Consider the following 25,946-nt stretch of genomic DNA (forward strand, 5'->3'; position numbering starts at 1 on the left):
TCTCTTCGCGAAAGGTGTTCCTACAGAACGAGGCTGAGCGCCAGGACCGGGCCCATGGCCACCACCGAGGCGACGGACACACCGACGGAGCAGGTCTTGAGGGCACCCCGGGTGGTCTGGCCGAGCAGCGACTGCAACAACCAGAAGGTGTTGCTGGTCAGGTGGACCATGAACAGCGAACCGGCTCCCGCGGCGAGCGCGATGAGCACCGGGTTGACGCCCAGGACGGGAGCCAGCGGAGCGAGCAGACCGGCGGCGGTGATCGCCGAGATGGTCACCGAGCCGACCGCCACGTGCAGGACGGCGGCCATCAGCCAGACCACGAGCAGCGGGGCGAAGGTGTTGGCGGAGAAGAACTTGCCCAGGATGTCGCCGAGACCGGCCTGGTCGATGACTCCGGCGAGGCAACCGCCGACGCCGTTGAGCAGCAGGATCTGGCCGCTGTCCCGCAATCCGCGGCTCAGCGAGGCGTCCAGCGCGGACTGGCCCAGGTGGCGGTGGCCGACCAGGCAGGTGCCGACCAGCCCGAGCAGCAGGGCGACGACCGGATCCGACAGCAGCGCGAGCACGGGGTTGTGCAGGTCCACCGCGTCGGCGAGGGCACCGGCGGCGATGAGCAGCAGGGCGGCCAGCAGCGGGCCGAACGCCAGCAGCAGTGGCGCCTGCCTGCCGGTTTCCGGCGCGACCATCGCGCCGGGTCCTTCGCCGCGGACCGGCTCGTCCGGGGCGGTGGCGGGCAGCTCGTCGAGCTCGGGCTTCCACCAGCCGCGGGTGAGCACGAAGGTCATCAGCGAGATCGAGATCGCGACCGTCGGGATGATCACGACCAGCCCGTAGAGCAGGTAGGTGCCCAGCGGTACGTGCAGCAGTCCGGCGAGGGCCAGCGCGCCGACCCCGGGAACGGTGAACACGATGCCGCACTCCAGCGAGATGGCCAGCGCGGTGGCCATCCTCGCAGTGCCGTAGCGGCCGAGCTTCGGGGCGATCGCCCTGGCCAGCGGCGCGGAGATGATCAGCAGCACGTCCAGGAAGATGGACTGCAGGAAGGTCGCGATGGTCAGTCCCATCGCGTGCGGTAACCGGTTAGGGCCGAAGCTGCGCAGGAGCAGTTCCACGAGCCGGTCGATGGCCCGCAGATCGCGCAGCACGGCGCCGATCAGCACGCCGAAGGCGACCAGCAGGCCGATCTCGGCCATGATGTCGCCGAAACCGGTGGTGATCGCGTCGACCGTCTTCTCGACGCCTAGCCCGGTGGAAAGCCCCAGGTAGCAGGCGCCCAGGACCAGCGCGATCACCGGGTTGAGCTTGAACTTGACGATCAGCAGCACGATGGCCGCCACCGCCACGCCCGTGTTGATCAGGATTGCCGTGTCTGACATGTGGGTCCGTTCCGTCGTGCGCCGTTGCACTGCGCTGGCATGCAGCGGCTCACATTATGAACATCAACCCACGATGGGAGTCAACTGTTTGGGGCGAAGACGGTGACGGCCTCCCGCTCGCGGTCGGTCACTCCTTGGACTGTGGCTGCAGCGGTCGCAACCGCAGCCAGAGGATGAACAGGGCGCCGACGACCAGCATCGACACCCCCGTCCACAGGTTGATGTTGATGCCCTGGGCCTTGTCGAGCTCGGCGGCGTCGGGGGAGATCCCGGCGGCGCTGATGAGCACGCCGTAGAGGAGGAACAGGCCGCCGATCACCGTTCGCACGTCGAACAGCTGGGAGGCCGTGCCGGACTTGCGCTCCAGGTCGTCGATCTCGGCTGCGTGGTGGGCGATCTCGGTTTCTTCGCGCGGGTTTTCGGCCATCGCGGGCTCCTAGAGGGTGAACGGGATGTAGCAGAGGGCGGACAGGATCAGCGCGCTCCAGCCGAGAACGGCCGGCTTGCGGTACCACGCGTCGTCACCGGCGGCCACCACTCCCTTGTCCCGGGCGGAGGCTCGGCTGTAGACCAGCCCTTCGAGCTCGGCGGCGGGCTTCGGCTTGGTCGCCAGCGCGATCGGGACGCTGACCAGCAGGTCGACCGCGAACGCGATCATCGATGCCGTCATGTTCGCGTCCTGGTCGGAGCCCATCTCCACGACGCCGGCCTGGTAGGCGAAGTAGAACGCGATCGGTGCCGCGGTGCCCAGCAGCAGGCCCCAGAAACCGGCCTTGGCGGTCATCCGCTTCCAGAACAGGGCCAGGATGAACGTCGCGAACAGCGGGACGTTGAAGAAGGCGAACAACGTCTGCATGTAGTTCATGATGTTGCTGAACGACGCCGCCAGGAACGCCGTGCCCATGCCGATGACCACGCCGATCGCGGTGATCGCCCGGCCCACCTTCAGGTAGTGCCCGTCGGGCATGTGCGGCTTGATGTAGGCCCGCCAGATGTCGGTGGTGAACACCGTGTTGAAGCTCGACACGTTGGCCGCCATGCCCGCCATGAACGAGGCCATCAGGCCCGTGACCGCGAGGCCGAGCACGCCGTTGGGCAGCAGGTCGCGCATCAGGATCGGGATCGCGTCGTTGTAGTCGTAACCACCGGTCTTGCCGATCGTCGGCTCGATGATCAGCGCGATGATGCCCGGCAGCACCACGATCAGCGGGATGAAGATCTTCGGGAACGCCGCGATCAGCGGGGTGCGGCGCGCGGCCGAGAGGTTCTTGGCCGACAGGGATCGCTGCACCTCGGCGAAGTTCGTCGTCCAGTAGCCGAAGGAGATCGCGAAACCGAGGCCGAGGGTGATGGTCAGCCAGTTGGTGCCCAGCGGGTTGGTCTCGCCGAAACCGGTTCCGGCCCAGGTGGACAGGAACATGTCGCCCTGCGCCGCGGTGGCCTTCTCGATCAGCCCGTCGATGCCGCCGACGCGGACCAGGCCGAGCACGGTCAGCGGGATCAGCGCGGCGACGATCACGAAGAACTGCAGCACCTCGTTGTAGATCGCCGAGGACAGGCCGCCGATGACGATGTAGGCGAGCACGAAGATCCCGGCCAGCAGGATCGAGATCGGCAGCGGCCAGCCCAGCAGCGCCTTGAGCACGATCGCCAGCGCGTAGAGGTTCACCCCGGCGATCAGCACCGAGGCGACCGCGAAGATGACCGCGCTGAGCAGGTGCGACGAGCGGCTGAACCGCAGCAGCAGGAACTCGGGAACGCTGCGCACCTTCGAGTTGTAGTAGAAGGGCATCATCACCAGGCCGAGGAACACCATGGCCGGGATCGCGCCGATCCAGTACCAGTGCACCGTGTAGGCGCCGTACTGAGCGCCGTTGGCGGCCATGCCCAGGATCTCGGTGGCTCCGAGGTTGGCCGAGACGAACGCCAGGCCCGTGACCCACGCCGGCAGCGCACGGCCTGCCAGGAAGAAGTCAAGGCTGTTGCTGACGCTGCGGCGCGCGGCCAGCGCGATGCCGAGGACCACGGCGAAGTAGATGACCAGGATGAGCGTGTCCATCCAGTTCATCGACAACCTGAGGTCGTCCGCTGCCAGTGCCATGGTTCCCATCTCCGTCGTTGTCGCGAACGATGTTCGACCAGTCGGACATCGTCCGGGACGGTACGGGAGTCGCGAACGTCCGGTCAATCATCCGTTCGCAGTGCGGTTTGATGGTCCGATCGGACGTGAAGCCTTGTGGCGCCGAAACTTTCACAAGATCTGCAGTGGAACTTGTGCGGTCGTCACGCCTCGGTGGCGGCGGCCAGGAAGTCTTCGCGCGCAGGCGAATTCGTGTGCTGCGGCCACAGCGCGTGCAACGGCACGAACGTGGGCGGGAGGAGTTCGAGCACTCGGACGGTGCCGCCGGCGGCCGGTCCCGCCGCCGCGGTGACCAGCGCGAGATCGTCGGTGCCCTGCACCGCGGTGACCGGAGGCGTGCCCTGGATGGGATTGCGTCGGATGTCCGGTTCGAAACCGGCCTGGCGGCAGCACTCGATCAGCAGGTCGGTGTAGCCGGAGCGACCTGGCAGCCCCCACACCACGATCGTCTCGTCGGCGAGCTCCCCGAGCTCGACCGAATCGCGCCTCGCGAGCCGGTGATCGGCGGCCACCGCGACCCGGAGCCGGTGGTGCGCCAGCGTCGTGGCGACCAGCCCGCGGTCGGGCGTCATGCCTCGGCACAGCACGAGGTCGAGCTCCCCGGCGACCAGCCCCTCGGTGAGTTCGCCCGGATAGCGCTGGTTGACCTGCGTGGACAGCTCGGGCTGGACCTCGTGCACCCGGTGCAGCAGCGCGGTGACCTCGTCCCCGGTGACCGCGGGCGTGTGCCCGATCCGCAGCACGTCGGTCTCGCCGCGGCCGATCCGCCGGGCGCGCAGCAGCGCCGACCGGGCGGCGCCGTGCAGCAGCCTCGCGTCGGCGATCAGCGCTTCACCGGCGGGCAGGACCGTCAGCTTCGAACCGCCGCGGTCGAGCAGTTCCACGCCGACCTCGCGCTCCAGCGCGCGGATGGAGGTGGACAGCGCTTGCTGGGACAGGTGCAGCCGACGTGCCGCCTGCGTGAAACCGCCCTCTTCCGCGACCGCGATGAGGTGACCGAGCTTGTGCAGGTCGAGCGTCATCAGGATCGGACCGCCGAGCGGGTCCCGGGAATGGGGTTGCAGCGCACGTGTTGACCGTATCCCCAGGTCGGTGACGCGCGCAGGCCCTTGACCCGACGAGCCGGCGTGGGTGCCCCCTCCGCGCCCGCGCCGGCTCCCGCTCGTCGGTCAGCGAGTGGTGTAGCCACCGTTGGGGAACAGCGTCTGCCCGGTGAACCACCAGCCCTCGGTGGCCAGGTGTCGGATGATCGGAACGATGTCCTCGATCTTGGTCAGCTGGCCGCCGAGCGCCTGGGACTTGTGGAACTCGACGCGTTCCGGCGTCTCCTGCGGGTAGAAGAACGGGGTGTCCATCGGACCCGGCGCGACCACGTTCACCGAGATCCCGCGATCGGCGAACTCCTTGGCGGCGGCCCGGGTGAAGTGCTCCAGCGGGGCCTTGCCGCCCGCGTAGGTGGAGTAGCCGTCGGTGAACGCGGCCAGCAGCGAGGTGCCCAAGCTGATGATCTTGCCGCCGTCGTTGAGACGTCGTCCTGCCTCCTGGATGAAGAAGTAGCCGGCCTTCGCGTTGATCGCGAACATCCGGTCGAACTCCTCCTCCGAGGTCTCCAGGATCGGCTTGCGCAGCACCATCCCCGTCGTGTTCACCGCGATGTCGAGGCCGCCGAAGGTGTCCACCGCCGTGTCGAAGAGCCGTCGCACGTCGGCGACCGCGGTCAGGTCGGCCTGCACCGCGACTGCCTGGCTACCGGCTTCCTGCACCGCTCGCACGGTCTTCTCCGCGTCGGGCGCTGAGGACTCGCTGTGGTAGTGCACGACGATCTTCGCGCCGTCCTCCGCGAGCGTCCGCGACAGCAGGCCGCCGAGGTTCTTCGCGCCTCCGCCGACCAGCACGACCGCGTTCCGCACACCGTTCGAAACCATCGTCCCTCCTCGTCATCGACTCCCGATCCCGACGCTAGGTCCGGGATCGACCGGAGGGGAAACACGAACAACTGGTGAGCCCACAAAGGACTTGGGTAGCCGCAGGTCATCGCCTTCGGCGGAGCCGGTCGGCCTCGTTCCGATCATCGCTCGGGAAACCTCCCTGAGGCGGTCGAAGATCCCCTACACTTCGCCGCGATATGCCGTGCCGTTGCTGGGAGGGCCACGTGGCTACCTGGGAAGACCTGAGCAAGTTCATCCGCACGGAGTACCAGCCGGCTCCGGAGGACGATGACGACGAGGAGCTCGAGGAAGAGCCCGAGTTCCGGATCATCGAGTCCAGCGAGGAGGAGATCCGGATCCTCGTCGAGTACGAGGACGACCGCAGCCAGATCGTCATCGTCGCCCGCGAGCGGCTCGACGACTCCGAGGACTGGGTCCAGGTGGTCTCGGTGATCGGCCGAGCCGACCAGGTCGACCTGCACAAGCTCCTCGACGAGCTGGGGCAGACCTCGGTGGTGTGCGGTGCGGTGGTCATCGGCGAGCACGTCGTGCTCCGGCACGCCGTCCCGCTGCTCAACCTCGACATCAACGAGTTCGTCGACCCGCTGAACTTCGTCGCCGAGACGGCAGACCACCTCGAGGAGATGTTCTTCCCCGAAGACGACTACTGATCCGGTCAACCGGTGGCGCCGCGGTGATGCCGAGACCGATCATCGTGGCGCCACCGGCTCGGGTCAGATGGGTGAGCCGCCGAGGCGAGCGGCCGAGCCGCGTGCGCGCCGCTGAGGCCGTCAGGCCCCAGGTGCTGTCGGAGGTCAGCTGCAGCAGCGCCCCCGCGAGGCCCAGCGCGAGCATCTGCGCGACGACGCCGCCGGCCTCCCGATCGACGAACTGGGGTAGCACCGCCATCAGGAACATGATGCTCTTCGGGTTGCTGACCCCGACGAGCACGCCCTCGCCGATGCGGCGTCGTCCGGCAGCGGTGGTGCGTCACCGAGTTCCGTTCCCGGTGCGCGCAGCGCCTGGATCCCCAGGAACATCAGGTAGGCGGCTCCGGCCAGCTTGACCGCGGTGAAGACCAGCGCGGACTGCGCCACGGCGGTTCCCAGCCCGAGGGCCACCGCGATGACCAGCACGTATCCGCCGAGCGCGTTGCCACGCGCGCAGGTAGTTGCAGGCGCGCTATATCGGCGCAAACCGCTACAGTGGGGAAGAGGTGGACGTCACCGGCAGGGGAGGTGTGCAGTGGGGATCGCCGACGACGCGGTGGAGGTCCGGGCGCGCGGCTGGCGCACGCTCGCAGCCGTGCACGGCAGGATCGAGACCGCGCTGGAGAAGGCGCTGCAGGCCGACCACGGCCTGTCGGTGGTCGAGTACACCGTGCTCGACGCGCTGAGCAGGCAGGACGGCTGGCACATGCGGATGCAGCAGCTCGGCCGCGCCACCGCTCTCAGCGGCAGCGCCACGACGCGCCTGGTCAGCAGGCTCGAAGACCGTATGCTGCTGACCCGGGTGCTGTGCCGCGACGACCGGCGCGGCATCTACACCGAGCTCACCGACGACGGCCGCGCGCTGCTGGAGAAGGCCAGGCCCACCCACGACGAGGCGCTGGAGAAGGCGCTCGCGGAGGCCGAGCAGGTCCCCGAGCTCGCTCCGCTGGTCGAGGCGCTGCACCGGCTACCCCATCTCGGCGAGTAGATGCCCGCGACGGCAGCGACCATCTCGGCCCCGGGCCGCCGCAACGAGGACCACTTCGCGATCGGTCCCGACTGGGCGTTCGTGCTCGACGGCGCCACCGCTCCGGCGGGCGTCGACAGCGGCTGCGCGCACGACGTCGTCTGGCTCGTCCGACGTCTCGGTGGGGCGCTCGCCGAACTGCTCACGATCAGCGATGACGCGCTGGCCGACGTCCTGGCCGAGGCGATCGACCGCGTCCGCCGAGCCCACGCCGACACCTGCGACCTCAACAACCCCAACAGCCCGTCCTCGACGGTGACGCTGCTGCGACTCCGCGACCAGGCGGAGCACCTCGTCCTGGCCGACAGCCCGCTGGTCCTCGACGTCGACGGCGAAGTCCGCCCGATCGTCGACGGGCGCATCGACCGCCTCCCCAGCTACACCCGCGAAGCGGTGGCCGAGCTCCGCAACTCCCCGGACGGGTTCTGGGTCGCCTCAACGGTTCCCGAAGCCGCCCACCACGCCGTCACCGGCACGACGCCCCCGTTCCGCAGGGCGGCCCTCCTCACCGACGGCGCCTCCCGCCACGTCGACCACTTCGCCCTCACCGACTGGCCAGGCCTCCTAGACCTCCTCGACGCAGAAGGCCCCTCGACCCTGCTCACCCAGGTCCGCCAAGCCGAAGCCACCAACTCCCCACCCCCAAGAGCAAAACCCCACGACGACGCCACAGCCCTCCACTGGACGCCCTGACCCACCCGTTGACCGGATTTCAGTGGAAATCGGCGTTCCGAGTTCCACTGAAATCGGGTTCCTGATTTCCATTGAAATCCGGTCACCACCGGCGGGACCGAGGGGTCGGTGGGAGGTGGGGTCAGAGGAGACCGGCGAGGGTGATGGCGTCGTGCGGGGCGTGGGCTTTGATGTCGTTGTCGAAATAGGCGTAGACGTCGCGAGTTTCGGCCACCGGGGCCGGGGCGGCGATGGTGTGGTCGGTGGTGGGTGAGTCGCCCCTCCGCCAGGCGTCGATCAACCGCGCCCAGCGGGCGAGGTCGTCGTCGCTGTAGCCGCTGGCGTAGAGCTCTTCGGCGCCGTGGAAGCGCAGGTAGATGAAGTCGCTGGTGACGTCTTCCAGATGCGGCCAGCTCCCGGCCGCATCGGCCACCACCAAGGCGATGTCGTGCTCGCGAAGCAGTTCGACGGCTTCGGCGGTGGCGAAGCTGGAGTGCCGGACCTCCAGGGCGTGGCGCATCGGCCGGTCCGCGTCGGTCACGGTGAGCGCCCGGCCGTCCAGCCGCTCGTCGTGCCGCGCGGCGAGGTCGGCCGCCTGCGCGGTGCTGCGCGGCAGCAACGAGAAGAACTCCACCAACCGCTCGGGCTCGAAGCGCAGCGACGGGGGAAGCTGCCACAGCATCGGACCGAGCTTGCCGCCCAGCGCCAGCACACCCGAGGCCAGGAAGTTCGCCAACGCCGTCTCGACGTCGCGCAGCCGCTTCATGTGCGTGATGTACCGGCTGCCCTTCACCGAGAACACGAAGTCATCGGGAGTCTGCGCGGCCCACCGCTGGTAGCTCTCGGGTCGCTGCAACGAGTAGAACGACCCGTTGAGCTCCACGCTGCTCATCCGCTCGGCCAGGAACCCCAACTCGTCGGCACGCCGCAACCCCTCCGGGTAGAACGGCCCCCGCCAAGGCCCGTACACCCACCCCGAAGTTCCGACCCGGACCCGACCGCCCATCTCCCGACGCTAACCCGCTTCCGGCTCCAAAGCCGTATTTCCGCAGCTCGCAAGGGTCATTTGAGCAGGCCACCTCCAGGGCGGTCCGCCAAGCCGGTCAATTTCGGCGAGCAGGACATCACGCTGGATCAACCTGCGGTGTGCGCGTAGCCGGTCCTGCACCTGCGTTGACGCCGAAGGGCACCTCCGGCGGGGGCCGGAGGTGCCCTTCGGGTGGTGGTCAGCCCGCTCGGTTGGCTGCGGCTTCGAGGGCCCTTCGGACGAGGACCTTGGCCAGGTGGCGGCGGTAGTCCGCGCTGGCCGTGGGCTGGTCCGGGGGAGAGGTGTTCTCGGCTGCGCGTTCCGCTGCTTCGGCGGGGTTGGCGCCCGAGGCCAGTGCTTCCTCGACGCCTGCCGCTCGCATCGGGGTGGGTCCCATGTTGACCAGGGCGACGCGGTTGCCCGCGACGGCCACGCCGACGACCGCCCAGTCGATGGCGCGCTTGGTGAACTTCTGGAAGTCCCAGCCCTGCGCGGAGTTCTTCTCGATCCGGATCTCCACCAGCAGCTCGTCCTCGCCGAGCGAGGTCTCGAAGAAGTCGGTGAAGAAGTCCGTGATCGCGATCTCGCGGGTGCCCGACGGGCCCTGGGCGACCAGGACCGCGTCCAGCGCCAGCGCGACCGCGGGCAGGTCCGAGGCCGGGTCGCCGTGGACCAGCGAACCGCCGATGGTGCCGCGGTGGCGGACCTGCGGGTCGCCGATGGTGCCCGCGGCGTGGGCCAGCAGCGGGGCCTCTCGCTTGAGCAGATCCGAGTGCTCGATGTCGTGGTGCCTGGTCAGGGCACCGATGCGGATCTGCGAACCCTCGTCGCGGATGTAGGACAGGTCGCGCAGGCCGCCGACGTCGATGACGACCTCGGGCACCGCCAGCCGCAGCTTCATCAGCGGCAGCAGCGAATGCCCGCCGGCGAGCAGCTTCGCGTCGTCGCCGTGCTCGGCGAGCAGGTTCAGCGCCTCGTCGACCGTGGTGGCGCGCTTGTAGGTGAAGGCGGCAGGAATCATTCCGCGGCCCCCTGCTTCTCCTTGGCCGCGTCGAGCACGGCTTGAACGATGTTGTGGTAACCGGTGCAGCGGCAGAGGTTGCCCTCCAGGCCGGACCGGACCTCGGCCTCGGTCGGGTTCGGGTTCTCCTCGACCAGCGACACCGAGGCCATCACCATGCCCGGCGTGCAGTAACCGCACTGCAGGCCGTGGTTGGACTGGAACGCGCGCTGCATCGGGTGCAGCTGCTCGCCGTCCGACAGGCCCTCGATGGTGGTGACCTCACTGCCCTCGGCCTGCGCGGCGAGCACGGTGCAGGACTTCACCGACTCGCCGTCGAGCAGCACCGTGCACGCGCCGCAGGACGTGGTGTCGCAGCCGACGTTGGTGCCGGTCAGCTCGCAGTCGTCGCGCAGGTACTGGACGAGCAGGGTGCGGTCCTCGACCTCGTGGCTCCGCTGCTCGCCGTTGACGTTGATCGAAACTTGCACGAAGGAACTCCTCAACGCTTCTCAGGTGCACTACCTGAACAAGATCAGCGGGTTTTCTATGCCTGGTTGATGGACTGCCACACCCGTTCGGGCGTGGTCGGCATGTCGATGTGCCGAACACCCAGGTGGGACAGGGCGTCCACCACCGCGTTCTGCACCGCCGGGGTGGCGCCGATCGTCCCGGCCTCGCCGATCCCCTTGGCGCCCAGCGGGTTCAGCGTGGTGGGTGTTTCCATCGTCAGCAGCTCGAAGCTGGGCAGCTCGGCGGCGGTGATGATCGCGTAGTCGGCGAAGCTGGCGTTCTGCGGGTTCCCGTCGGAGTCGTAGGAGACCTCCTCCAGCAGCGCCTGCGCCGCGCCCTGCGCGATGCCGCCGTGCCGCTGGCCCTCGGTGAGGATCGGGTTGACGATCACGCCCGCGTCGTCGACCGTGATGTGCCGCAGGTAGTCGACCTTGCCGGTCTCCACGTCGACCTCGACCACCGCGAGGTGGCTGCCGAACGGGAACGTCGGCCGGTCCTCCACGAAGTGCACGTCGGCGGCCAGACCCTCCTCGGCCTTCTGCGCCAGTTCGGCCCACGACACCGTGACGTTGGGGGCGCCGCGCACCTGCCACCTGCCGTCGGTGAGCTCGATGTCGGCCTCGTCGCTCTCGATCATCTCGGCGGCCAGCTTGCGGGCCTTGTCCTTGACGTCGACGGCGGCGCGGTGGACCGCGGTGCCGCCCAGCTGGAGCGATCGCGAGCCCATCGTCCCGACGCCCTTGGGGATCAGGTCGGTGTCGCCGTGCACGACCTCGATCTTGTCCAGGTCGATGCCGAGCTGCTCGGACACCAGCATCGCGAACGACGTCCAGTGGCCCTGGCCGTGCGCGGAGCTGCCGGTGAGCACCAGAGCGCTGCCGTCCGGGCGGATCTCGACGTGCCCGGTCTCGCCCTCGGTGTTGTTCGGCGCGGTGATCTCCACGTAGCTGGCCAGGCCGATGCCCAGCTGCTTGGTGGCGCCGTCCGCGCGCCGCTTGGCCTGCTCCTCGCGCAGCGAGGCGTAGTCGGCAGCGTCCAGCACCGAGTCGAGGCCCTTGATGTACTCGCCGGAGTCGTAGAGCATCCCGCCCGGCGTCTGGTACGGGAACTGCTCCGGCTTGACCAGGTTCGCGCGTCGCACGTCGGCCGGGTCGGCACCGATCTCGGCGGCGAACAGGTCGATCGCGCGCTCGATCGCGGCGGTGGCCTCCGGGCGTCCCGCGCCGCGGTAGGCGCCGATCGGCGTGGTGTTGGTGACCACCGTCTGCGCCCGCGACTCGACCTTGGGGATGTCGTAGACGCCGCTGGCCATCATCTGCGTGAACACCGGCAGGAACGCACCCATCCGCGGGTAGGCGCCCACGTCCTGGACGATCTCCAGCCGGTAGGCCTGCACCGTTCCGTCGCGACGGCCGCCGATGGTGACCACGTGCCGCTGCGCGCGGCCGTGGGTCATCGCCACCAGGTTCTCGCTGCGGGTCTCCACCCACTTGACCGGCTTGCCGACCTGCTTGGACACCAGCGACAGCAGCGCGGCCTCCTGCTCGGAGCCGATCTTGGCGCCGAAACCGCCACCGACGTCGGGCGTGATCACCCGCAGCTTCTCCTGCGGCATGCCGAGATTGGTCATCAGCTCGTCGCGGCAGGACTGCGCGTTCTGGTTGGACAGCCAGAAGGTGACCTTCTCGCCCTCCCACGCGCAGGCGGCCGACCGGCCTTCCAGCGAGGCGGCGGCGACGCGCTGGTTGAGGATCTGCTTGGTGACGACGACCTCGCAGTCGGCGAACAGCGAGTCGTCGAGTTCACCGGCGGTGCCGATGACGTTGGTGCCCGCTTCCGGGAACACCAGCTTCTCGTCGGAAAGCGCCTCGTCGAGGTCGATCACCGCGTCGAGCGGGTCGTAGTCGATCGAGACCATCTCGGCCGCGTCCTGGGCCTGGCCCAGGGTTTCGGCGACGACCGCCACGACCGGCTCGCCGACGTAGCGCACCACGCCCTTGGCCAGGTGGGGTCGGTCCATTCCTGGTGGGGTGGGGCCGGAGAGGCTGCCGCCCGAGGGGTACGGCGGGAGGTCGACGTCATCGGCGGTGAAGACCCCGTGCACGCCGGGAGCCGCCTTGGCTTCCTCGACGTCCACTTCGGTGATGGTGGCGTTCGCCAGCGGGCTGCGGACGAAGAGGACGTGCAATGCGCCCTGCAGGGCGGGTTCACGCAGGTCGTCCACGTAGGTGCCGCCGACTGTGAGAAGGCGTGGGTCTTCGACACGTTGGACCCGGGTGCCGAGAATGCTCAAAGCTGCCTCGCAGTCAACAGGATCAGATCACAATAGTTCGGGAACTGACCGAGAGTCTTGTGCTCCGGACTGTGAGCCACAAGACTTGACGCCTGAAGAAGTCGGCGTGTCGTGGATTCTGCGTGGCGGAAGGGTCACCGAAAGATTCCACCGTTCGGGTGAACCAGCACTCTGACAACGTTGAATGTCACAGTACGGCCTGACATTGTCGAAGGTTTAGTGTTCGATCACGACATGACCTCGTTCATCCAGCAGCCGTCGGGCCCCGTCCCGGCGGATGGCGCGGACCTGGTCCAGATCCTCATCGCCGCGGGAAGTGCCGGACTGCTGGCCGCACTGCTGATCGCGCTCGGATACGGCCACCGCACCGGGAAGATCACGGTGCTCGCCCGCCTCGCCGAACGATCCGAGCACTCCTGGCTGCTGCGAGGACTTCCCGGCTGGGCCGCGCTCCCGCTGCGACTGGCGCTGACCTCGCTGCTGGTGACTTTGCTGGGCCTCTACTGGGACATCGCGCTGCGCATCACGCAGGGGCGCGGATCCGGGCCGCTGTCCAACATCGCGCACTACCCGATCCTGTTCGGGATCTTCGGGCTCTGCGTCGCGGGCACGCTCGCGATGGTGCTGCCGGTCGGCGAGCACCCGGGCCGCGCCGCGCTGCGCATCACCAAGTGCTGGGAGGCGCCCACCAGCGGACTCCTGCTGGGGCTCGCCGGTTTCTTCTCGCTGCTGGGATTCCCGCTCGACGCCGTGTGGCAGCGGCTCTTCGGTCAGGACGTCACGTTGTGGGGACCCGCGCGACTGATGGTCATCGGCGGCGTCTCGCTGTCGCTGGTCGCCATGGCGCTGCTGGAACGCGAGGGCAGGTTCGTGCGGACCGGCCGCGCCGAGACGATGCGCGCGCTGTACGTCCGGCGCGGACTGCTCTGCGGGGCGCTGCTGGTGGGGTTGTCGGTCTTCCAAGCGGAGTGGGACTTCGGAGTCCCGCAGTTCCGGATGGTCTTCCAGCCGATGCTGATCGCCGTCTCCGCCGGCTGCGCGCTGGTGGCCGCGCGGCTGTGGGTCGGGCCGGGCGGCGCGGTGCTCGCGGTCGCTTTGTTCGTGCTGACCCGCGGCGGCATCACCCTGCTCGTCGGGCCGGTGCTCGGCGGACCGACCGCGGCGATCCCGATGTACGTGATCGAGGCGCTGTGCGTGGAGCTGGCCGCGACCGCGCTGACCCGGAGACCGCTGGCGCTGGGCGTGTTCTCCGGACTCCTGATCGGAACCATCGGCTACACCAGCGAATACCTGTGGACCGCCGCGGCCTACCGGCTGCCGTGGTCGCCGGACATGCTGCCGGAGGGCGTGCTGATGTCGCTGACCGGCGGCGTCTGCGGCGGTCTGCTCGGGGCGCTGCTGGTGCGGGCGCTGCGCGGTGAGCTGCCGCCCGCGCGCACGCGCAACGCCCTGTTCGGGCTGGCGGTCACCGGGATCGCGGTCGCCGTCGTCAACGGGCTGGTCGGAACCTCGCCGGACGGCGTGCGCGCCAGCGTCGCCGTCGACGAGCTCACGGATCAGGCCGTGGTGCGCATCGAGCCGACCCCGATCGCCCAGCACCCGACCTGGCTGACCATCACCGGCTGGCACGGCGGTTCGCTGCACGTCGACCGGCTCACCGAGATCGAGCCCGGCGTCTACCGCACCAACCAGCCGATGCCGGTGCACGGGCCGTGGAAGACGATCATCCGGCTGCACTCCGGCCGCGCGATCCTCGCGACGCCGGTGTACCTGCCCGCCGACGAGGCCCGGAACACGCCGGGCGTCGCGACGCCCTCGCAGTTCACCCGCGACGCTCTGCCGGAGTACCAGCTGCTGCGCCGCGAAGCGGCACCCAGCGTCCCGGACTGGCTCTGGCCCGCCGCCTCGGCGGTGGTGGTGCTCCTCTCGCTGGCCTACGTCCTGGCGCTGGGCTGGGGCGGTCAGCGCATCGGCCGGGCCATCTCGGGCCCGCCGTGCGCCGAACGAACTCGGGCCGCGTCCGGCTTGGCGACCGAATCTCCGTAGTAGCCCGTTCGGGGGAAGGCGCGGGTGATCGTCTGATGTGGTACTTGTCACATTTGGTCGTGGCGGGCAGAGTCTAGGCGGAGGTCCCACCACCTAGGCGCGGAGGTGTTCGCGATGGCCCCGACGACGACCGAACTGGCCGAGTTCCAACGGGTGCTGGCGCAGCTGCGGACCAGCGCAGGAGCGCTGCGGCAGCGCTACGGCGACGCCGCGGTGGTGCGCCGGATCAACAACGACATCGAGCGGCTCGACATCGACGCCGCCGAGCTGTCCGCCGCGGTCCCCACCCCGCGGACCGGCGAGGACGCCCGCGACGTGGTGATCGTTCCGGACACCCCCTACGACCCGTCGCTGTGGCAGGACGCCGACGACGAGGGGCTCGGGGGCCAGTTCCGGCACTGATCCGAGCGATCGGATGCGGCGGTGACCGCCGATCCAGGTGCGGGGCTCGGCCCGCACCGCCGAGGAAGGTGATCTCGCATCTTCCTCAGGCGAAGTTGCGCCCTTTGGGGGACTACCTGGCGTGGTGCGACCGGATCCACAATGAGCGGCCTCATGCTGAGCACGTCGGACGACTCCTGACAACGAGGTCGACGAATGTCCGCACTCGCTAGCTCCACAGGCCGGGCCCGCATCGGCGCGCGCACGCTGCGCACGGACCGCTGGTGGCTTCCACCGCTGTTGACCTTCCTCGGCCTGATGGCCTTCGTGGTCTACGGCCTGGTCCGCACGTTCATGAACCGGTGGTACTGGGTACCGGAGCACAACTACCTGGCGCCGTTCTTCTCGCCGTGCCTGTCCGCGGCCTGCGTGCCGGGGTCCAGCCACTTCGGCCAACCGTTCCCGGACCTGGGATGGCTGATCCCGCCGCCGATCTTCGTGCTGCCGTTCGTGCTCGGGTTCCGGCTGACCTGCTACTACTACCGCAAGGCGTACTACCGGGCGTTCTGGGCGTCGCCCCCGGCCTGCGCGGTCGGCGAGCCGCACGGCCGCTACACCGGCGAGACCCGGTTCCCGCTGATCATGCAGAACGTGCACCGCTACTTCTTCTACGCGGCGATGCTGGTCGCGGCGGTGCTCACCTACGACACCGTGATCGCCTTCAAGGGCACCGACGGCGGTGTCGGAGTCGGGCTGGGCACGCTGCTGATGGTGGTCAACGTGGTGCTGCTGTGGGCCTACACGCTGTCCTGCCACTCCTGCCGGCACCTCATCGGCGGACGCCTCAACCACTTCTCCAAGCACCCGGTGCGCTACTGGCTCTGGACCAAGATCACCTGGCTCAACGGCAAGCACATGCTGCTGGCCTGGTGCTCGCTGGCCTCGGTGGCCCTGGTCGACCTGTACGTGATGTTGGTGGCCGGCGGAGTCATCAGCGATCCCAGACTGTTCAACTGAAGGACTGATTGTGGAGATCGAACGGCACGAGTACGACGTGGTCGTGATCGGCGCCGGTGGCGCGGGTCTGCGCGCGGCGATCGAGACGCGTTCGGCGGGACTGCGGACCGCCGTGGTGTGCAAGTCCCTGTTCGGCAAGGCGCACACGGTGATGGCCGAGGGCGGCATCGCCGCCTCGATGGGCAACGTCAACTCCCGCGACGACTGGCAGGTGCACTTCCGCGACACCATGCGCGGCGGGAAGTTCCTGAACAACTGGCGGATGGCCGAGCTGCACGCGCGCGAGGCGCCGCAGCGGGTGTGGGAGCTGGAGACCTACGGGGCGCTGTTCGACCGGACCCCGGACGGCCGGATCAGCCAGCGCAACTTCGGCGGCCACGAGTACCCGAGGCTCGCGCACGTCGGCGACCGGACGGGGCTGGAGCTGATCCGCACCTTGCAGCAGAAGATCGTCTCGTTGCAGCAGGAGGATTACGCGGAGTTCGGCGACTACGAGGCGCGCATCAAGGTCTTCCAGGAGTGCACGGTCACCGAGCTGCTCAAGGACTCCTCGGGTGCGGGTGGCGCAGGCGTTGTCTCCGGGGCGTTCGGCTACTGGCGGGAGTCCGGGCGGTACGTGCTCTTCGACGCGCCCGCGGTCATCCTCGCCACCGGCGGCATCGGCAAGTCGTTCAAGGTCACCTCGAACTCCTGGGAGTACACCGGTGACGGGCACGCGCTGGCCCTGCGCGCCGGGGCGTCGCTGATCAACATGGAGTTCGTGCAGTTCCACCCGACCGGCATGGTGTGGCCGCCGAGCGTGAAGGGAATCCTGGTCACCGAATCGGTGCGCGGTGACGGCGGTGTGCTGCGCAACTCCGAGGGCCGCCGGTTCATGTTCGACTACATCCCCGAGGTGTTCAAGGACAACTACGCCGACAGCGAGGCCGAGGCGGACCGCTGGTACGACGACCCCGACAACAACCGCAGACCGCCCGAACTGCTGCCGCGCGACGAGGTCGCGCGCGCCATCAACAACGAGGTCAAGGAAGGCCGGGGCTCCGAGCACGGCGGCGTCTTCCTCGACGTGGCAACGCGGTTGCCCGCCGAGACCATCACCAAGCGCCTGCCGTCGATGCACCACCAGTTCAAGGAACTGGCCGATGTGGACATCACCGCCGAGTCCATGGAGGTCGGACCGACCTGCCACTACGTGATGGGCGGGGTCGAGGTCGAGCCCGACACCGCGGCTTCCCGGGTGCCCGGCCTTTTCGCCGCAGGTGAGGTCGCCGGTGGCATGCACGGTTCGAACCGGCTGGGCGGCAACTCGTTGTCGGACCTGCTGGTCTTCGGCCGCCGCGCGGGAGCGGGCGCCGCCGGGTACGTGCGGGGGCTCTCGGCGCGGCCGTCGATCAGCGAGTCCGATGTGGACGCTGCGGCCGTGCGCGCTGCCGACCCGTTCAACCCCGCCGACGGCCGCAGCGAGAACCCCTACGCGCTGCACTCGGAGCTGCAGCAGGCGATGAACGACCTCGTCGGCATCATCCGGCGGGGCGAGGAGATGCGCGAAGCGCTGGACCGGCTGCGCGAGCTGGTGGCGCGAGCCGAGCACCTGGAGGTGGAGGGCAACCGGCAGTTCAACCCCGGCTGGCACCTGGCCATCGACCTGCGCAACATGCTGCTGGTCAGCGAGTGCGTCGCCCGCGCGGCCCTGCTGCGCACCGAGAGCCGGGGTGGCCACACCCGTGACGACCACCCGGCGATGGAAGCCCGGTGGCGCCAGAAGCTGCTGGCCTGTCGGCAGTCCGGAGACGGAGTCGAGGTCACCGAGCAGCCGCAGGTCCCGATGCGGCCGGACCTGCTGGAGCTGTTCAAGCTGGAGGAACTGCGCAAGTACTACACCGAGGACGAGCTCTCGGACGTCCAGGCGAAGGAGCTGTGATGGGGTACAAGGCGCACTTCCGGGTGTGGCGCGGCGCCGCCGACGGCGAGCTGCAGGACTACACCGTCGAGGTCAACGAGGGCGAGGTCGTCCTCGACATCGTCCACCGCTTGCAGGCGACCCAGGCCCCGGACATGGCGGTCCGCTGGAACTGCAAGGCGGGCAAGTGCGGTTCGTGCTCGGCGGAGATCAACGGGCGGCCGCGGCTGCTGTGCATGACCCGGATGTCCACCTTCACCGAGGACGAGACCATCACGATCACCCCGATGCGAACGTTCCCGCTGATCAAGGACCTGGTCACGGACGTGTCCTACAACTACACCAAGGCCCGCGAGGTTCCGGCCTTCACGCCGCCCGCCGATCTCGAACCCGGTGAGTACCGGATGCAGCAGGTCGACGTGCAGCGCTCGCAGGAGTTCCGCAAGTGCATCGAGTGCTTCCTCTGCCAGGACACCTGCCACGTCATCCGCGACCACGAGGACAACAAGGAGGCGTTCTCCGGTCCCCGCTTCCTGATGCGCGTCGCTGAACTGGAGATGCACCCGCTCGACGAGGCCCGCGACCGACCCGAGCAGGCCAGGGGAGACCACGGGCTCGGGATGTGCAACATCACCAAGTGCTGCTCCGAGGTGTGCCCGGAGAACATCCACATCACCGACAACGCCCTCATCCCGCTGAAGGAACGGGTCGCCGACACCCGATACGACCCGATCCTCCGCTTCTTCAGGAAGAAGAGGGACTGATCTCCGGCTCCGAAGCGGCCCACCGGTGAACACCGGTGGGCCGCTTCGGTTCTGCGGGAGTCGCTGCGCGGGAGGTTCCGGCCGTGTAGGTTGAGTCGGCGAACGCCGTCCGGGTTTTCGTGCGGGGCCGGGGGTTCACCCGGCGATTCCCCATTATTCACGGTACTTGTCATCGTGTTCACGTGCGGTTACGCGGAATTCACGAATATCCGCGCGGTGGCAAAGCTGTGAATTTTCGGGCGGATCACGCGAATATCTCGCCCTGCTTCCGGAGAATCGCAGTTCGCGGCGGTTTCTCCCGCTGATTCGCGTCCATTGTGGAGAGCCTTGAGCGCTATGGCGTGTTCTTGCCATGGCTGTCTTTCAACGGGCCTCGCCGGTTACGTTCCATTGCGAACGGAGTCGATTCAGATGGACATCAACCGACCAGTCGCGGGGACCGCGTCGAGGTCGGCCGGACAGCGGATGGGACCCGTACCCCGACGAGGGCCCAGAACTCCGCCGAATGGCCTCCCACCTCGCGAATCCCCGCCCTGTCGCCGGCTCGGTGACAGGGGCCGGCGGCCGGACGTCGCGAAACCCCGAGGCGGCGTCCGGCCGCCACCGGCCGATGCAGACCCCCAGAAGATTTCGGTCAACGCCGACCGCTGGAAATGACAATTCCCAACGGTTTCCAGGTATTCGGGAGATCCGTTGCGGATTAACCGAGTTCCTCGTGGTTCTGGCGCTGGCTGCCAGAGGAAGTGCGGCGGACGTGCAGCAGATTCTCGTGGCATTCGACGGATTCGTTCCGGTGGTGACGACACTGCTCTTGATCGCGGTCGCCGTCGGATTCGGATCAGGATTGCTCCGCGGCTATTCAACCGAGCCGTTCGTGATGCGGCAGCCGTTGATCGACGGCGCCCTGGCCTACTCGGTGCTGGTCGTGGGGTACCTGGTCTTCACACCTCAGGTGCCGACCCTGGAGCCCTTCCGGCCCGACATCGGCAACGACGTCTCGGAGGCGCTGGCCGCCGCACCCGGCGACTCGCAGCCGTGGCTCCAGCTGGCTGGCAACCTCGTGCTGCTGCTGCCGCTGAGCGTGCTGGTGCCGCAACGAGTTCCGTGGTTCGACAACCTGGCCAAGATCGCGTTAGGCGGCCTCCTGTGCTCGTCCTCGATCGAGGCGATCCAGTTCGTCGCGATCAGCGGCCGCGTCTGCTCCACCGATGACATCGTCTGCAACACCGTCGGCGCCGTGCTCGGCGGCATGCTGGTGCGGCTGCCGTACTGGATCAGCCCCACGAGCCGGCCGCAGCACCGGCCCACCGGCGACAGCGATCCGACGGTCTGGCTGCTCATCGCCCGCATAGAGCACGAGCGGCAGTGCCGCCAGGCGGCGGCCCAGAGCCGCCAGAGCCTCCCGCGCAGGCGTCCGGTCCTGCCGCAGCAGCCGGTGTTCAGCAAGCGCCCGGCGCTCGCGGGGCGGGACCCGTTCCGCCAGCCGCCCAGCCTGGTCGGTCCGCCGCAGCAGCGGCGCCCGCTGCAACGCACCCGCTGACCCCGGTGGCTGACTTCTCCCCTCGCACTCCCGGCCACCGGCCCAGCGGGCAGGAACGATCCTGCGCAAGCGGCGCAGCCGCGACGGGTGAGTCACTGCACCGACCGGCAGAACGACCGCGGAAGCGACTACGCGGCGGAGCCGCTGTTTCAGGTGTGGGACTCAACCTGCACCGCCGCAGGTTCTGAGCGGCTTCGTGGCGAGTACGCCGGGACGCCGTGTATTGGCATACATAAGGAGCGGCGCACGGAGTCCACGAAGCCGCTCAGGTTCTGCCACTGGCACCGCCAAGCAACGCAATATCCAAACCGCGACTAGGCGTTGAGCTTCTGGTTCCGTTCGCTCATGTACCGCCCGAGGTCGCGGACCTCCTGCTCCAGCTGCGGGATGAGCTTGATCAGCTGCCGCCGCATGAACAGCTCCACCAGCGCCGAACCCGGCAGGTTGCGCAGCCAGTGCATGAGCATGACCCCGCGCGGGACGTAGACGCGGCGCTTGCGGCGCTCGATGGCGTTGGCGAAGGCTCGCGCGCACGCGTCCGGGGTGGTGATCGCGCGCATCGGCCACGGCAGGCGCTTGCGCATCTCGGTGAAGGTCTTGAGGTCGCCTGCGACCTCGCGCACCAGGTCGGTGTCGATCCACGACGGGTGCGCCGAGCCCACCGACACGCCCAGGTGCAGCACCTCCATGCGCAGGGCCGACGCGAACGCCTCGGACGCGGCCTTGCTCGCGGTGTAGGCGGCCATGCCGCCGATCGGGGCGAACGCCGACAGGGAGGACACCACCAGCAGGTAGCCCTTGCTCGCGGCCAGCTCCGGCATCACCGCGCGGGCGGTGTGGAACACGCCGTTGACGTTGACGTCCATGGTCTTGAGGAAGCCGCGCGGGTCGCTCTCGCGGACGCTGCCGAGCGGGGCGATGCCCGCGTTGGCGATGGCGGCGTCGATGCGGCCGAACTTCGCGGTCGCGGCGTTGACGGCGGCCTGCAGCGAGTCGGGGTCCGTGACGTCCGCCTCGGCCCAGAAGTGGCCCTCGCCGAGCTCGGCGGTGACCTTGGCCAGTTCCTCGGGCTCCAGGCCGACCAGGGCGAGCTTGGCGCCGCGTTTGGCGAGCTCGCGCGCGGTCTCGGCGCCGATACCCCTGGCGCCTCCCGTGATCAGGACGACCTTGCCGGACACGTTCGGCATCTGCTCTCCCTCGAGTCAGCCCGCTTATCTACTCCGCAGTAGCTTACTTGCAGTAGCTTACTTCCGGTAGGTTGTGGCGGGAAGAGCGAAGAAAAAGGCACCCGCGACGGATCGCGGGTGCCCTTCCTGGATCGAGGCGGAGGATCAGGCCAGCGCGTTGAGCTTCGCGGTGATCTCCTGCTGCTCGGTCACGAGCTCGGTGGCGAGCTCTTTGAGCTCTGCGTCGTTCTGGGCCGACTTGGCCAGCGTCGCGGCCTCGTCGACCAGGGCCAGCGCCTTCTGCTTCCACTGCGCGTCGAAGGCCGGGCCGCTCAGCGCGGACAGCGAGGCGTCGGCGGACTCGGTGTGCCCGGAGCCCGCGTGCTGCCCGAGTTCAGCGATCTGCTCGGTCGCCGAGCGCTGGAGCTCCGCCGCGACCTCCTTGGCCTGCGGGCTCGTCGCCTTGGTGACGCCGAGCTCCGCCAGCGCCAGCACCTGCTGGCGGTTGCTCAGCAGCTGAGCGGCCGGGCCGCTCGCGCCGTGCTCGCCGGTCGAAGCATGACCGGCCATCTTCGGCGCGTCGGCGGGCGGGGTGCCCGGGGCCGGCGGCTGGTTGCTGTCGTACTCGGCCGGTGTGCAGCCCGCGAGTGCGATACCGCCGACCAGCACAGCGCCGATGATCGTGCTCTTCCGCACGTGCTTCCCCTCCAGGATCTGGTGGACGTCGTCCCAGGGCTGCCCAGTGCGAACGCAGGCGGGCTGCCGGACCTGTTGCCACGTAGGTTATCTGTCCGCCTCGTGGGCGGTTCGCCCGACGTCGTCCTGGTCGCCGTGTGTCTGATGGATCTCACCGCGGGTGACGATCGAGGGCCCGATGAATAGGGTGGCTACGGCCCGGCCGAACTCCGGCCGGACCCCGGGACTAGTATCCGCAGTCGGCGGCATTGCGACCGGCTCCCCGGCAGGGCTCCTGCCGGGCCGCGCATGCGGTCACCGACCCAACCCGGGTCGGGGCGGATCCGTCCGGGTCCGAGAAGGCTTCAAAGGGAGTGCAGGAGGCACCGTGACGGCCGTCGCGCCACAGCCGATCGCCACGCGCCCCTATCCGGTGCGCAAAACGGTTAAGGGGTCGTTCCTGGCGCGGATGTTCCGCACCACGGACCACAAGCAGATCGGCATCCTCTACCTGGTCACCTCGATCGCGTTCTTCCTGGTCGGCGGCCTGATGGCGATGCTGATCCGCGGTGAGTTGGCCGTTCCGGGACTTCAGTTCCTGTCGCAGGAGCAGTACAACCAGCTGTTCACCATGCACGGCACGATCATGCTGCTGCTGTACGCGACCCCGATCCTGTTCGGCTTCGCGAACTACATCCTTCCGCTGCAGATCGGCTCGCCGGACGTCGCGTTCCCGCGGCTGAACGCGTTCGGTTACTGGCTCTACCTGTTCGGCGGCCTGATGGTCGTCAGCGGCTTCCTGCTGCCGGGTGGTGCGGCCGACTTCGGTTGGTTCGCCTACACCCCGCTGTCGGACGCGCTGCACTCGCCGGGACACGGCGCGGACATGTGGATCGCCGGTCTGGCCGTCTCCGGTCTGGGCACGATCCTCGGTGCGGTCAACATGCTGACCACCGTGGTCTGCCTGCGCGCACCGGGCATGACGATGTTCCGGATGCCGATCTTCACCTGGAACATCATGGTCACCAGCGTGCTGATCCTGATGGCGTTCCCGATCCTGACCGCCGCGCTGTTCGGCCTCATGGCCGACCGCCACCTGGGCGCCCACGTCTTCGACCCGGCCAACGGCGGCGTCATCCTGTGGCAGCACCTGTTCTGGTTCTTCGGCCACCCCGAGGTCTACATCGTCGCGCTGCCGTTCTTCGGCATCGTCTCGGAGATCTTCCCGGTGTTCAGCCGCAAGCCGCTGTTCGGCTACTCGGGTCTGGTCTACGCGACCCTGGGCATCGCCGCGCTGTCGGTCGTCGTGTGGGCGCACCACATGTACGCCACCGGCGCCGTGCTGCTGCCGTTCTTCGCCTTCACCACGTTCCTGATCGCGGTCCCGACCGGTGTGAAGTTCTTCAACTGGATCGGCACCATGTGGAAGGGGCAGATGACCTTCGAGACGCCGATGATCTTCAGCGTCGGCTTCCTGGTCACCTTCCTCTTCGGTGGTCTCACCGGTGTCCTGCTGGCCATGCCGCCGGTCGACTTCCACGTGTCGGACACCTACTTCGTGGTCGCGCACTTCCACTACGTGCTCTACGGCACGATCGTGTTCGCCACCTTCGCCGGCATCTACTTCTGGTTCCCGAAGATGACGGGCCGGATGATGGACGAGCGGCTCGGCAAGCTGCACTTCTGGTTGACCTTCATCGGCTTCCACGGCACGTTCCTGGTCCAGCACTGGCTGGGCAACGAGGGCATGCCGCGCCGGTACGCCGACTACCTGGAGTCCGACGGCTTCACCGCGCTGAACACGATCTCCACGATCGGCGCGTTCATCCTGGGCGCCTCGATGCTCCCGTTCCTGTACAACATCTTCAAGAGCTACCGGTACGGCGAGGTCGCCGAGGTCGACGACCCGTGGGGCTACGGCAACTCGCTGGAGTGGGCGACCTCCTGCCCGCCGCCGCGGCACAACTTCAAGGAGCTGCCGCGGATCCGCTCCGAGCGTCCGGCGTTCGAGCTGCACTACCCGCACATCTCCGAGCGGATGCGGCTCGAGGCTCACCTGTCCCTCACCGGCAAGACCTTGGCCCACAAGCACGAGGAAGGCGCTGGCGGTACCGCCACCCTGACTCAGCCGCCCAAGACCAAGGACGACTCGGACCGGGACGACACCACCGAGAAGTGACCTCGTCGATAGCCCCGAACGGCACGGTTGTGCCAGGGTAGGGCTAGCTCGACGGCGAGCCCCGGCGGGCCAAAAGCCTGCCGGGGCTCGTTGCGTTTTCGCGAGGGTGAGGTCAATGGCAAACGTAGCGGCGCGGGTAGCGGAACCTGAAGGCTTCCGTGGACTCCGTGCGCCACTCCTGATGTATGCCAATACACGGCGTCGCGGCGTACTCGCCACGAAAGCCTTCAGAACCCGCGGCGGTGCGAGCTGCTCGGGTGGTGAAGGAGAAAGCGGCTTCGCCGCTTGACCACAGCCGTCCTCACGCCCTCTGAGTCCACCTTTCTCGGTTAGAGAGGAACAACCGCAGTCGTGAGCTCTCATGCGACCACCGTGCTGATCACCGTTACCGGCAAGGACAAGCCCGGTGTCACGTCCGTGCTCTTCGCCGCCCTGACACGCCACGGCGTGGACATCGTCGACGTGGAACAGGTGGTGATCCGCGGCCGCCTCGTGCTGGGCGTGCTCGTGTCCACCGAGATCGACCCGGAGAGGCTGCAGGAGGCCGTCGAACAGGCGATGGCGACGGTCGGCATGGTCGTCGACGTCGAGATCGGCGCGGAGGACATCGACGCGGCCAAGCTCGGCTCCACGCACGCCGTCGTCGTGCTCGGGCAGCCGGTGACCGCCCGCAACTTCAGCGACGTGTCCCGGGCCCTGGCGGAGATCAACGTCAACATCGACTCCATCCGCCGCGTCGCCGACTACCCGGTCACCGGGCTCGAACTGCAGGTCACGGCCCCGAACGCGGAGGACGACGCCGAGCTCACCGAGGCGATGGCCGCGTTAGCCGCCAGCACCGGCGTCGACCTCGCCGTCGAGCGCACCGGTCTGTCCCGCCGCGCCAAGCGGCTGGTGGTCTTCGACGTCGACTCCACGCTGATCCAGGGCGAGGTCATCGAGATGCTGGCCCGCCGCGCCGGCTGCGAGGACCAGGTCCGCGAGGTCACCGAGCGCGCCATGCGCGGTGAGCTGGACTTCGCCGAGTCGCTGCGCCAGCGGGTCGCGGTCCTGGAAGGGCTGCCCGCCACCGTGCTCGACGAGGTGGCCGCCGAGCTGGAGCTCACCCCCGGTGCGCGGACCACGATCCGCACGCTGCGCAGGCTCGGCTTCCACACCGGAGTCGTCTCCGGCGGGTTCACGCAGATCATCGACCAGCTGGTGGACGAGCTGGGGATGGACTTCAGCGCGGCCAACGAGCTGGAGGTCGTCGACGGCAAGCTCACCGGCAAGGTCATCGGCGAGATCGTCGACCGGCCGGGCAAGGCCAAGGCGCTCCGCCAGTTCGCCGAGTCCTTCGGCGTTCCCGCCGCGCAGTGCGTGGCCGTCGGTGACGGCGCCAACGACATCGACATGCTCACCGCCGCCGGGCTCGGCGTGGCGTTCAACGCCAAGCCGGCGCTGCGCGAGGTCGCCGACACCGCGCTGTCCTACCCGTTCCTGGACACGGTCCTGTTCGTGCTGGGCGTGACGCGCGCCGAGATCGAGTCCGCCGACGCCGAGGACGGCGTCCTGCGACGGGTGCCACTCGACCAGTGATTCCGGAACAC

General features: G+C 68.6%; 24 protein-coding genes. 11 read left to right on the forward strand and 13 right to left on the reverse strand.

From position 1 onward, the window contains the following. Positions 1-20 precede the first annotated feature (20 nt). From AB0J78_RS15910 to AB0J78_RS15930, 5 genes are all read right to left on the reverse strand, one after another. A complete protein-coding gene (locus AB0J78_RS15910; RefSeq protein WP_363789654.1) occupies positions 21-1,379 on the reverse strand; it encodes an SLC13 family permease in 1,359 nt (452 codons plus the stop codon). Positions 1,380-1,506: 127 nt separating this feature from the next. After that, a complete protein-coding gene (locus AB0J78_RS15915) occupies positions 1,507-1,806 on the reverse strand; it encodes a hypothetical protein (protein WP_363789655.1) in 300 nt (99 codons plus the stop codon). A 9-nt stretch (positions 1,807-1,815) separates the two neighbouring features. Continuing rightward, complete coding sequence (locus tag AB0J78_RS15920) at positions 1,816-3,480, reverse strand: sodium:solute symporter family protein (protein WP_363789656.1); 1,665 nt, start codon at positions 3,478-3,480, stop codon at positions 1,816-1,818. Between the two features lie 182 nt (positions 3,481-3,662). After that, complete coding sequence (locus AB0J78_RS15925; protein ID WP_363789657.1) at positions 3,663-4,541, reverse strand: LysR substrate-binding domain-containing protein; 879 nt, start codon at positions 4,539-4,541, stop codon at positions 3,663-3,665. Between the two features lie 147 nt (positions 4,542-4,688). Further along, positions 4,689-5,444: an SDR family oxidoreductase gene (locus tag AB0J78_RS15930; protein WP_363789658.1), complete on the reverse strand. Its 756-nt coding sequence runs from the start codon at positions 5,442-5,444 to the stop codon at positions 4,689-4,691. 227 nt (positions 5,445-5,671) lie between these two features. Between AB0J78_RS15930 and AB0J78_RS15935 the strand changes: the two genes are divergently transcribed. Continuing rightward, positions 5,672-6,118: a hypothetical protein gene (locus AB0J78_RS15935; RefSeq protein WP_363789659.1), complete on the forward strand. Its 447-nt coding sequence runs from the start codon at positions 5,672-5,674 to the stop codon at positions 6,116-6,118. Here the strand turns inward: AB0J78_RS15935 and AB0J78_RS15940 are convergent. Next, positions 6,033-6,365 carry a hypothetical protein gene (locus AB0J78_RS15940; RefSeq protein ID WP_363789755.1) on the reverse strand — a complete coding sequence of 111 codons (333 nt, stop codon included), beginning with the start codon at positions 6,363-6,365 and terminating at the stop codon, positions 6,033-6,035. The two genes, AB0J78_RS15935 and AB0J78_RS15940, sit on opposite strands and share 86 nt — an antisense overlap. Then, positions 6,356-6,643, reverse strand: a complete 288-nt coding sequence (locus AB0J78_RS15945) for a LysE family transporter (RefSeq protein ID WP_363789660.1) — start codon at positions 6,641-6,643, stop codon at positions 6,356-6,358. Before AB0J78_RS15945 ends, AB0J78_RS15940 begins: the two co-directional genes overlap by 10 nt. A gap of 49 nt (positions 6,644-6,692) precedes the next feature. On the opposite strand from AB0J78_RS15945, the gene AB0J78_RS15950 reads away from it, so the two are divergent. Continuing rightward, positions 6,693-7,145 carry a MarR family transcriptional regulator gene (locus tag AB0J78_RS15950; RefSeq protein ID WP_363789661.1) on the forward strand — a complete coding sequence of 151 codons (453 nt, stop codon included), beginning with the start codon at positions 6,693-6,695 and terminating at the stop codon, positions 7,143-7,145. Further along, the gene (locus tag AB0J78_RS15955; protein ID WP_363789662.1) at positions 7,146-7,877 is read left to right on the forward strand and encodes a protein phosphatase 2C domain-containing protein; all 732 of its coding nucleotides are present in this window, start codon (positions 7,146-7,148) and stop codon (positions 7,875-7,877) included. 121 nt (positions 7,878-7,998) lie between these two features. Here the strand turns inward: AB0J78_RS15955 and AB0J78_RS15960 are convergent, their stop codons facing one another. From AB0J78_RS15960 to AB0J78_RS15975, 4 genes are all read right to left on the reverse strand, one after another. After that, positions 7,999-8,862 (reverse strand): DUF72 domain-containing protein, encoded by an 864-nt coding sequence (locus AB0J78_RS15960; protein ID WP_363789663.1) that lies wholly within the window; start codon positions 8,860-8,862, stop codon positions 7,999-8,001. A 220-nt stretch (positions 8,863-9,082) separates the two neighbouring features. After that, a complete protein-coding gene (locus AB0J78_RS15965) occupies positions 9,083-9,904 on the reverse strand; it encodes a xanthine dehydrogenase family protein subunit M (protein ID WP_363789664.1) in 822 nt (273 codons plus the stop codon). After that, positions 9,901-10,374: a (2Fe-2S)-binding protein gene (locus tag AB0J78_RS15970; protein WP_363789665.1), complete on the reverse strand. Its 474-nt coding sequence runs from the start codon at positions 10,372-10,374 to the stop codon at positions 9,901-9,903. Before AB0J78_RS15970 ends, AB0J78_RS15965 begins: the two co-directional genes overlap by 4 nt. A gap of 56 nt (positions 10,375-10,430) precedes the next feature. Further along, positions 10,431-12,689, reverse strand: a complete 2,259-nt coding sequence (locus AB0J78_RS15975) for a xanthine dehydrogenase family protein molybdopterin-binding subunit (protein WP_363789666.1) — start codon at positions 12,687-12,689, stop codon at positions 10,431-10,433. Between the two features lie 234 nt (positions 12,690-12,923). On the opposite strand from AB0J78_RS15975, the gene AB0J78_RS15980 reads away from it, so the two are divergent. The 6 genes from AB0J78_RS15980 to AB0J78_RS16005 all read left to right on the forward strand — a co-directional run bounded on the left by AB0J78_RS15980 (position 12,924) and on the right by AB0J78_RS16005 (position 20,337). Beyond that, positions 12,924-14,735 (forward strand): hypothetical protein, encoded by a 1,812-nt coding sequence (locus AB0J78_RS15980; protein WP_363789667.1) that lies wholly within the window; start codon positions 12,924-12,926, stop codon positions 14,733-14,735. A gap of 114 nt (positions 14,736-14,849) precedes the next feature. Then, entirely contained in the window at positions 14,850-15,137 is a 288-nt protein-coding gene (locus tag AB0J78_RS15985; RefSeq protein WP_363789668.1) for a hypothetical protein, read from the forward strand. A gap of 195 nt (positions 15,138-15,332) precedes the next feature. Next, on the forward strand, positions 15,333-16,133 hold the full coding sequence (locus AB0J78_RS15990) for a hypothetical protein (protein WP_363789669.1): 801 nt from the start codon (positions 15,333-15,335) through the stop codon (positions 16,131-16,133). A 7-nt stretch (positions 16,134-16,140) separates the two neighbouring features. Further along, positions 16,141-18,054, forward strand: coding sequence for a fumarate reductase/succinate dehydrogenase flavoprotein subunit (locus AB0J78_RS15995; RefSeq protein ID WP_363789756.1), 1,914 nt, complete (start codon positions 16,141-16,143; stop codon positions 18,052-18,054). Beyond that, complete coding sequence (locus tag AB0J78_RS16000; RefSeq protein WP_363789670.1) at positions 18,054-18,797, forward strand: succinate dehydrogenase/fumarate reductase iron-sulfur subunit; 744 nt, start codon at positions 18,054-18,056, stop codon at positions 18,795-18,797. Before AB0J78_RS15995 ends, AB0J78_RS16000 begins: the two co-directional genes overlap by 1 nt. A gap of 754 nt (positions 18,798-19,551) precedes the next feature. Next, positions 19,552-20,337, forward strand: a complete 786-nt coding sequence (locus AB0J78_RS16005) for a VanZ family protein (RefSeq protein WP_363789671.1) — start codon at positions 19,552-19,554, stop codon at positions 20,335-20,337. Between the two features lie 314 nt (positions 20,338-20,651). Here the strand turns inward: AB0J78_RS16005 and AB0J78_RS16010 are convergent, their stop codons facing one another. Together AB0J78_RS16010 and AB0J78_RS16015 are read right to left on the reverse strand one after the other, a co-directional pair. After that, a complete protein-coding gene (locus AB0J78_RS16010) occupies positions 20,652-21,524 on the reverse strand; it encodes an SDR family oxidoreductase (protein ID WP_363789672.1) in 873 nt (290 codons plus the stop codon). A gap of 144 nt (positions 21,525-21,668) precedes the next feature. After that, the gene (locus AB0J78_RS16015) at positions 21,669-22,199 is read right to left on the reverse strand and encodes a DUF305 domain-containing protein (RefSeq protein WP_363789673.1); all 531 of its coding nucleotides are present in this window, start codon (positions 22,197-22,199) and stop codon (positions 21,669-21,671) included. Positions 22,200-22,566: 367 nt separating this feature from the next. On the opposite strand from AB0J78_RS16015, the gene ctaD reads away from it, so the two are divergent. Together ctaD and serB are read left to right on the forward strand one after the other, a co-directional pair. After that, entirely contained in the window at positions 22,567-24,357 is a 1,791-nt protein-coding gene (gene ctaD / locus AB0J78_RS16020; protein ID WP_363789674.1) for a cytochrome c oxidase subunit I, read from the forward strand. A 351-nt stretch (positions 24,358-24,708) separates the two neighbouring features. Further along, positions 24,709-25,935, forward strand: coding sequence for a phosphoserine phosphatase SerB (serB, locus tag AB0J78_RS16025; RefSeq protein ID WP_363789675.1), 1,227 nt, complete (start codon positions 24,709-24,711; stop codon positions 25,933-25,935). Positions 25,936-25,946 lie beyond the last annotated feature (11 nt).

It is taken from the genome of Saccharopolyspora sp. NPDC049426 (assembly GCF_040676935.1).
Taxonomy (GTDB): Bacteria; Actinomycetota; Actinomycetes; order Mycobacteriales; family Pseudonocardiaceae; genus Saccharopolyspora.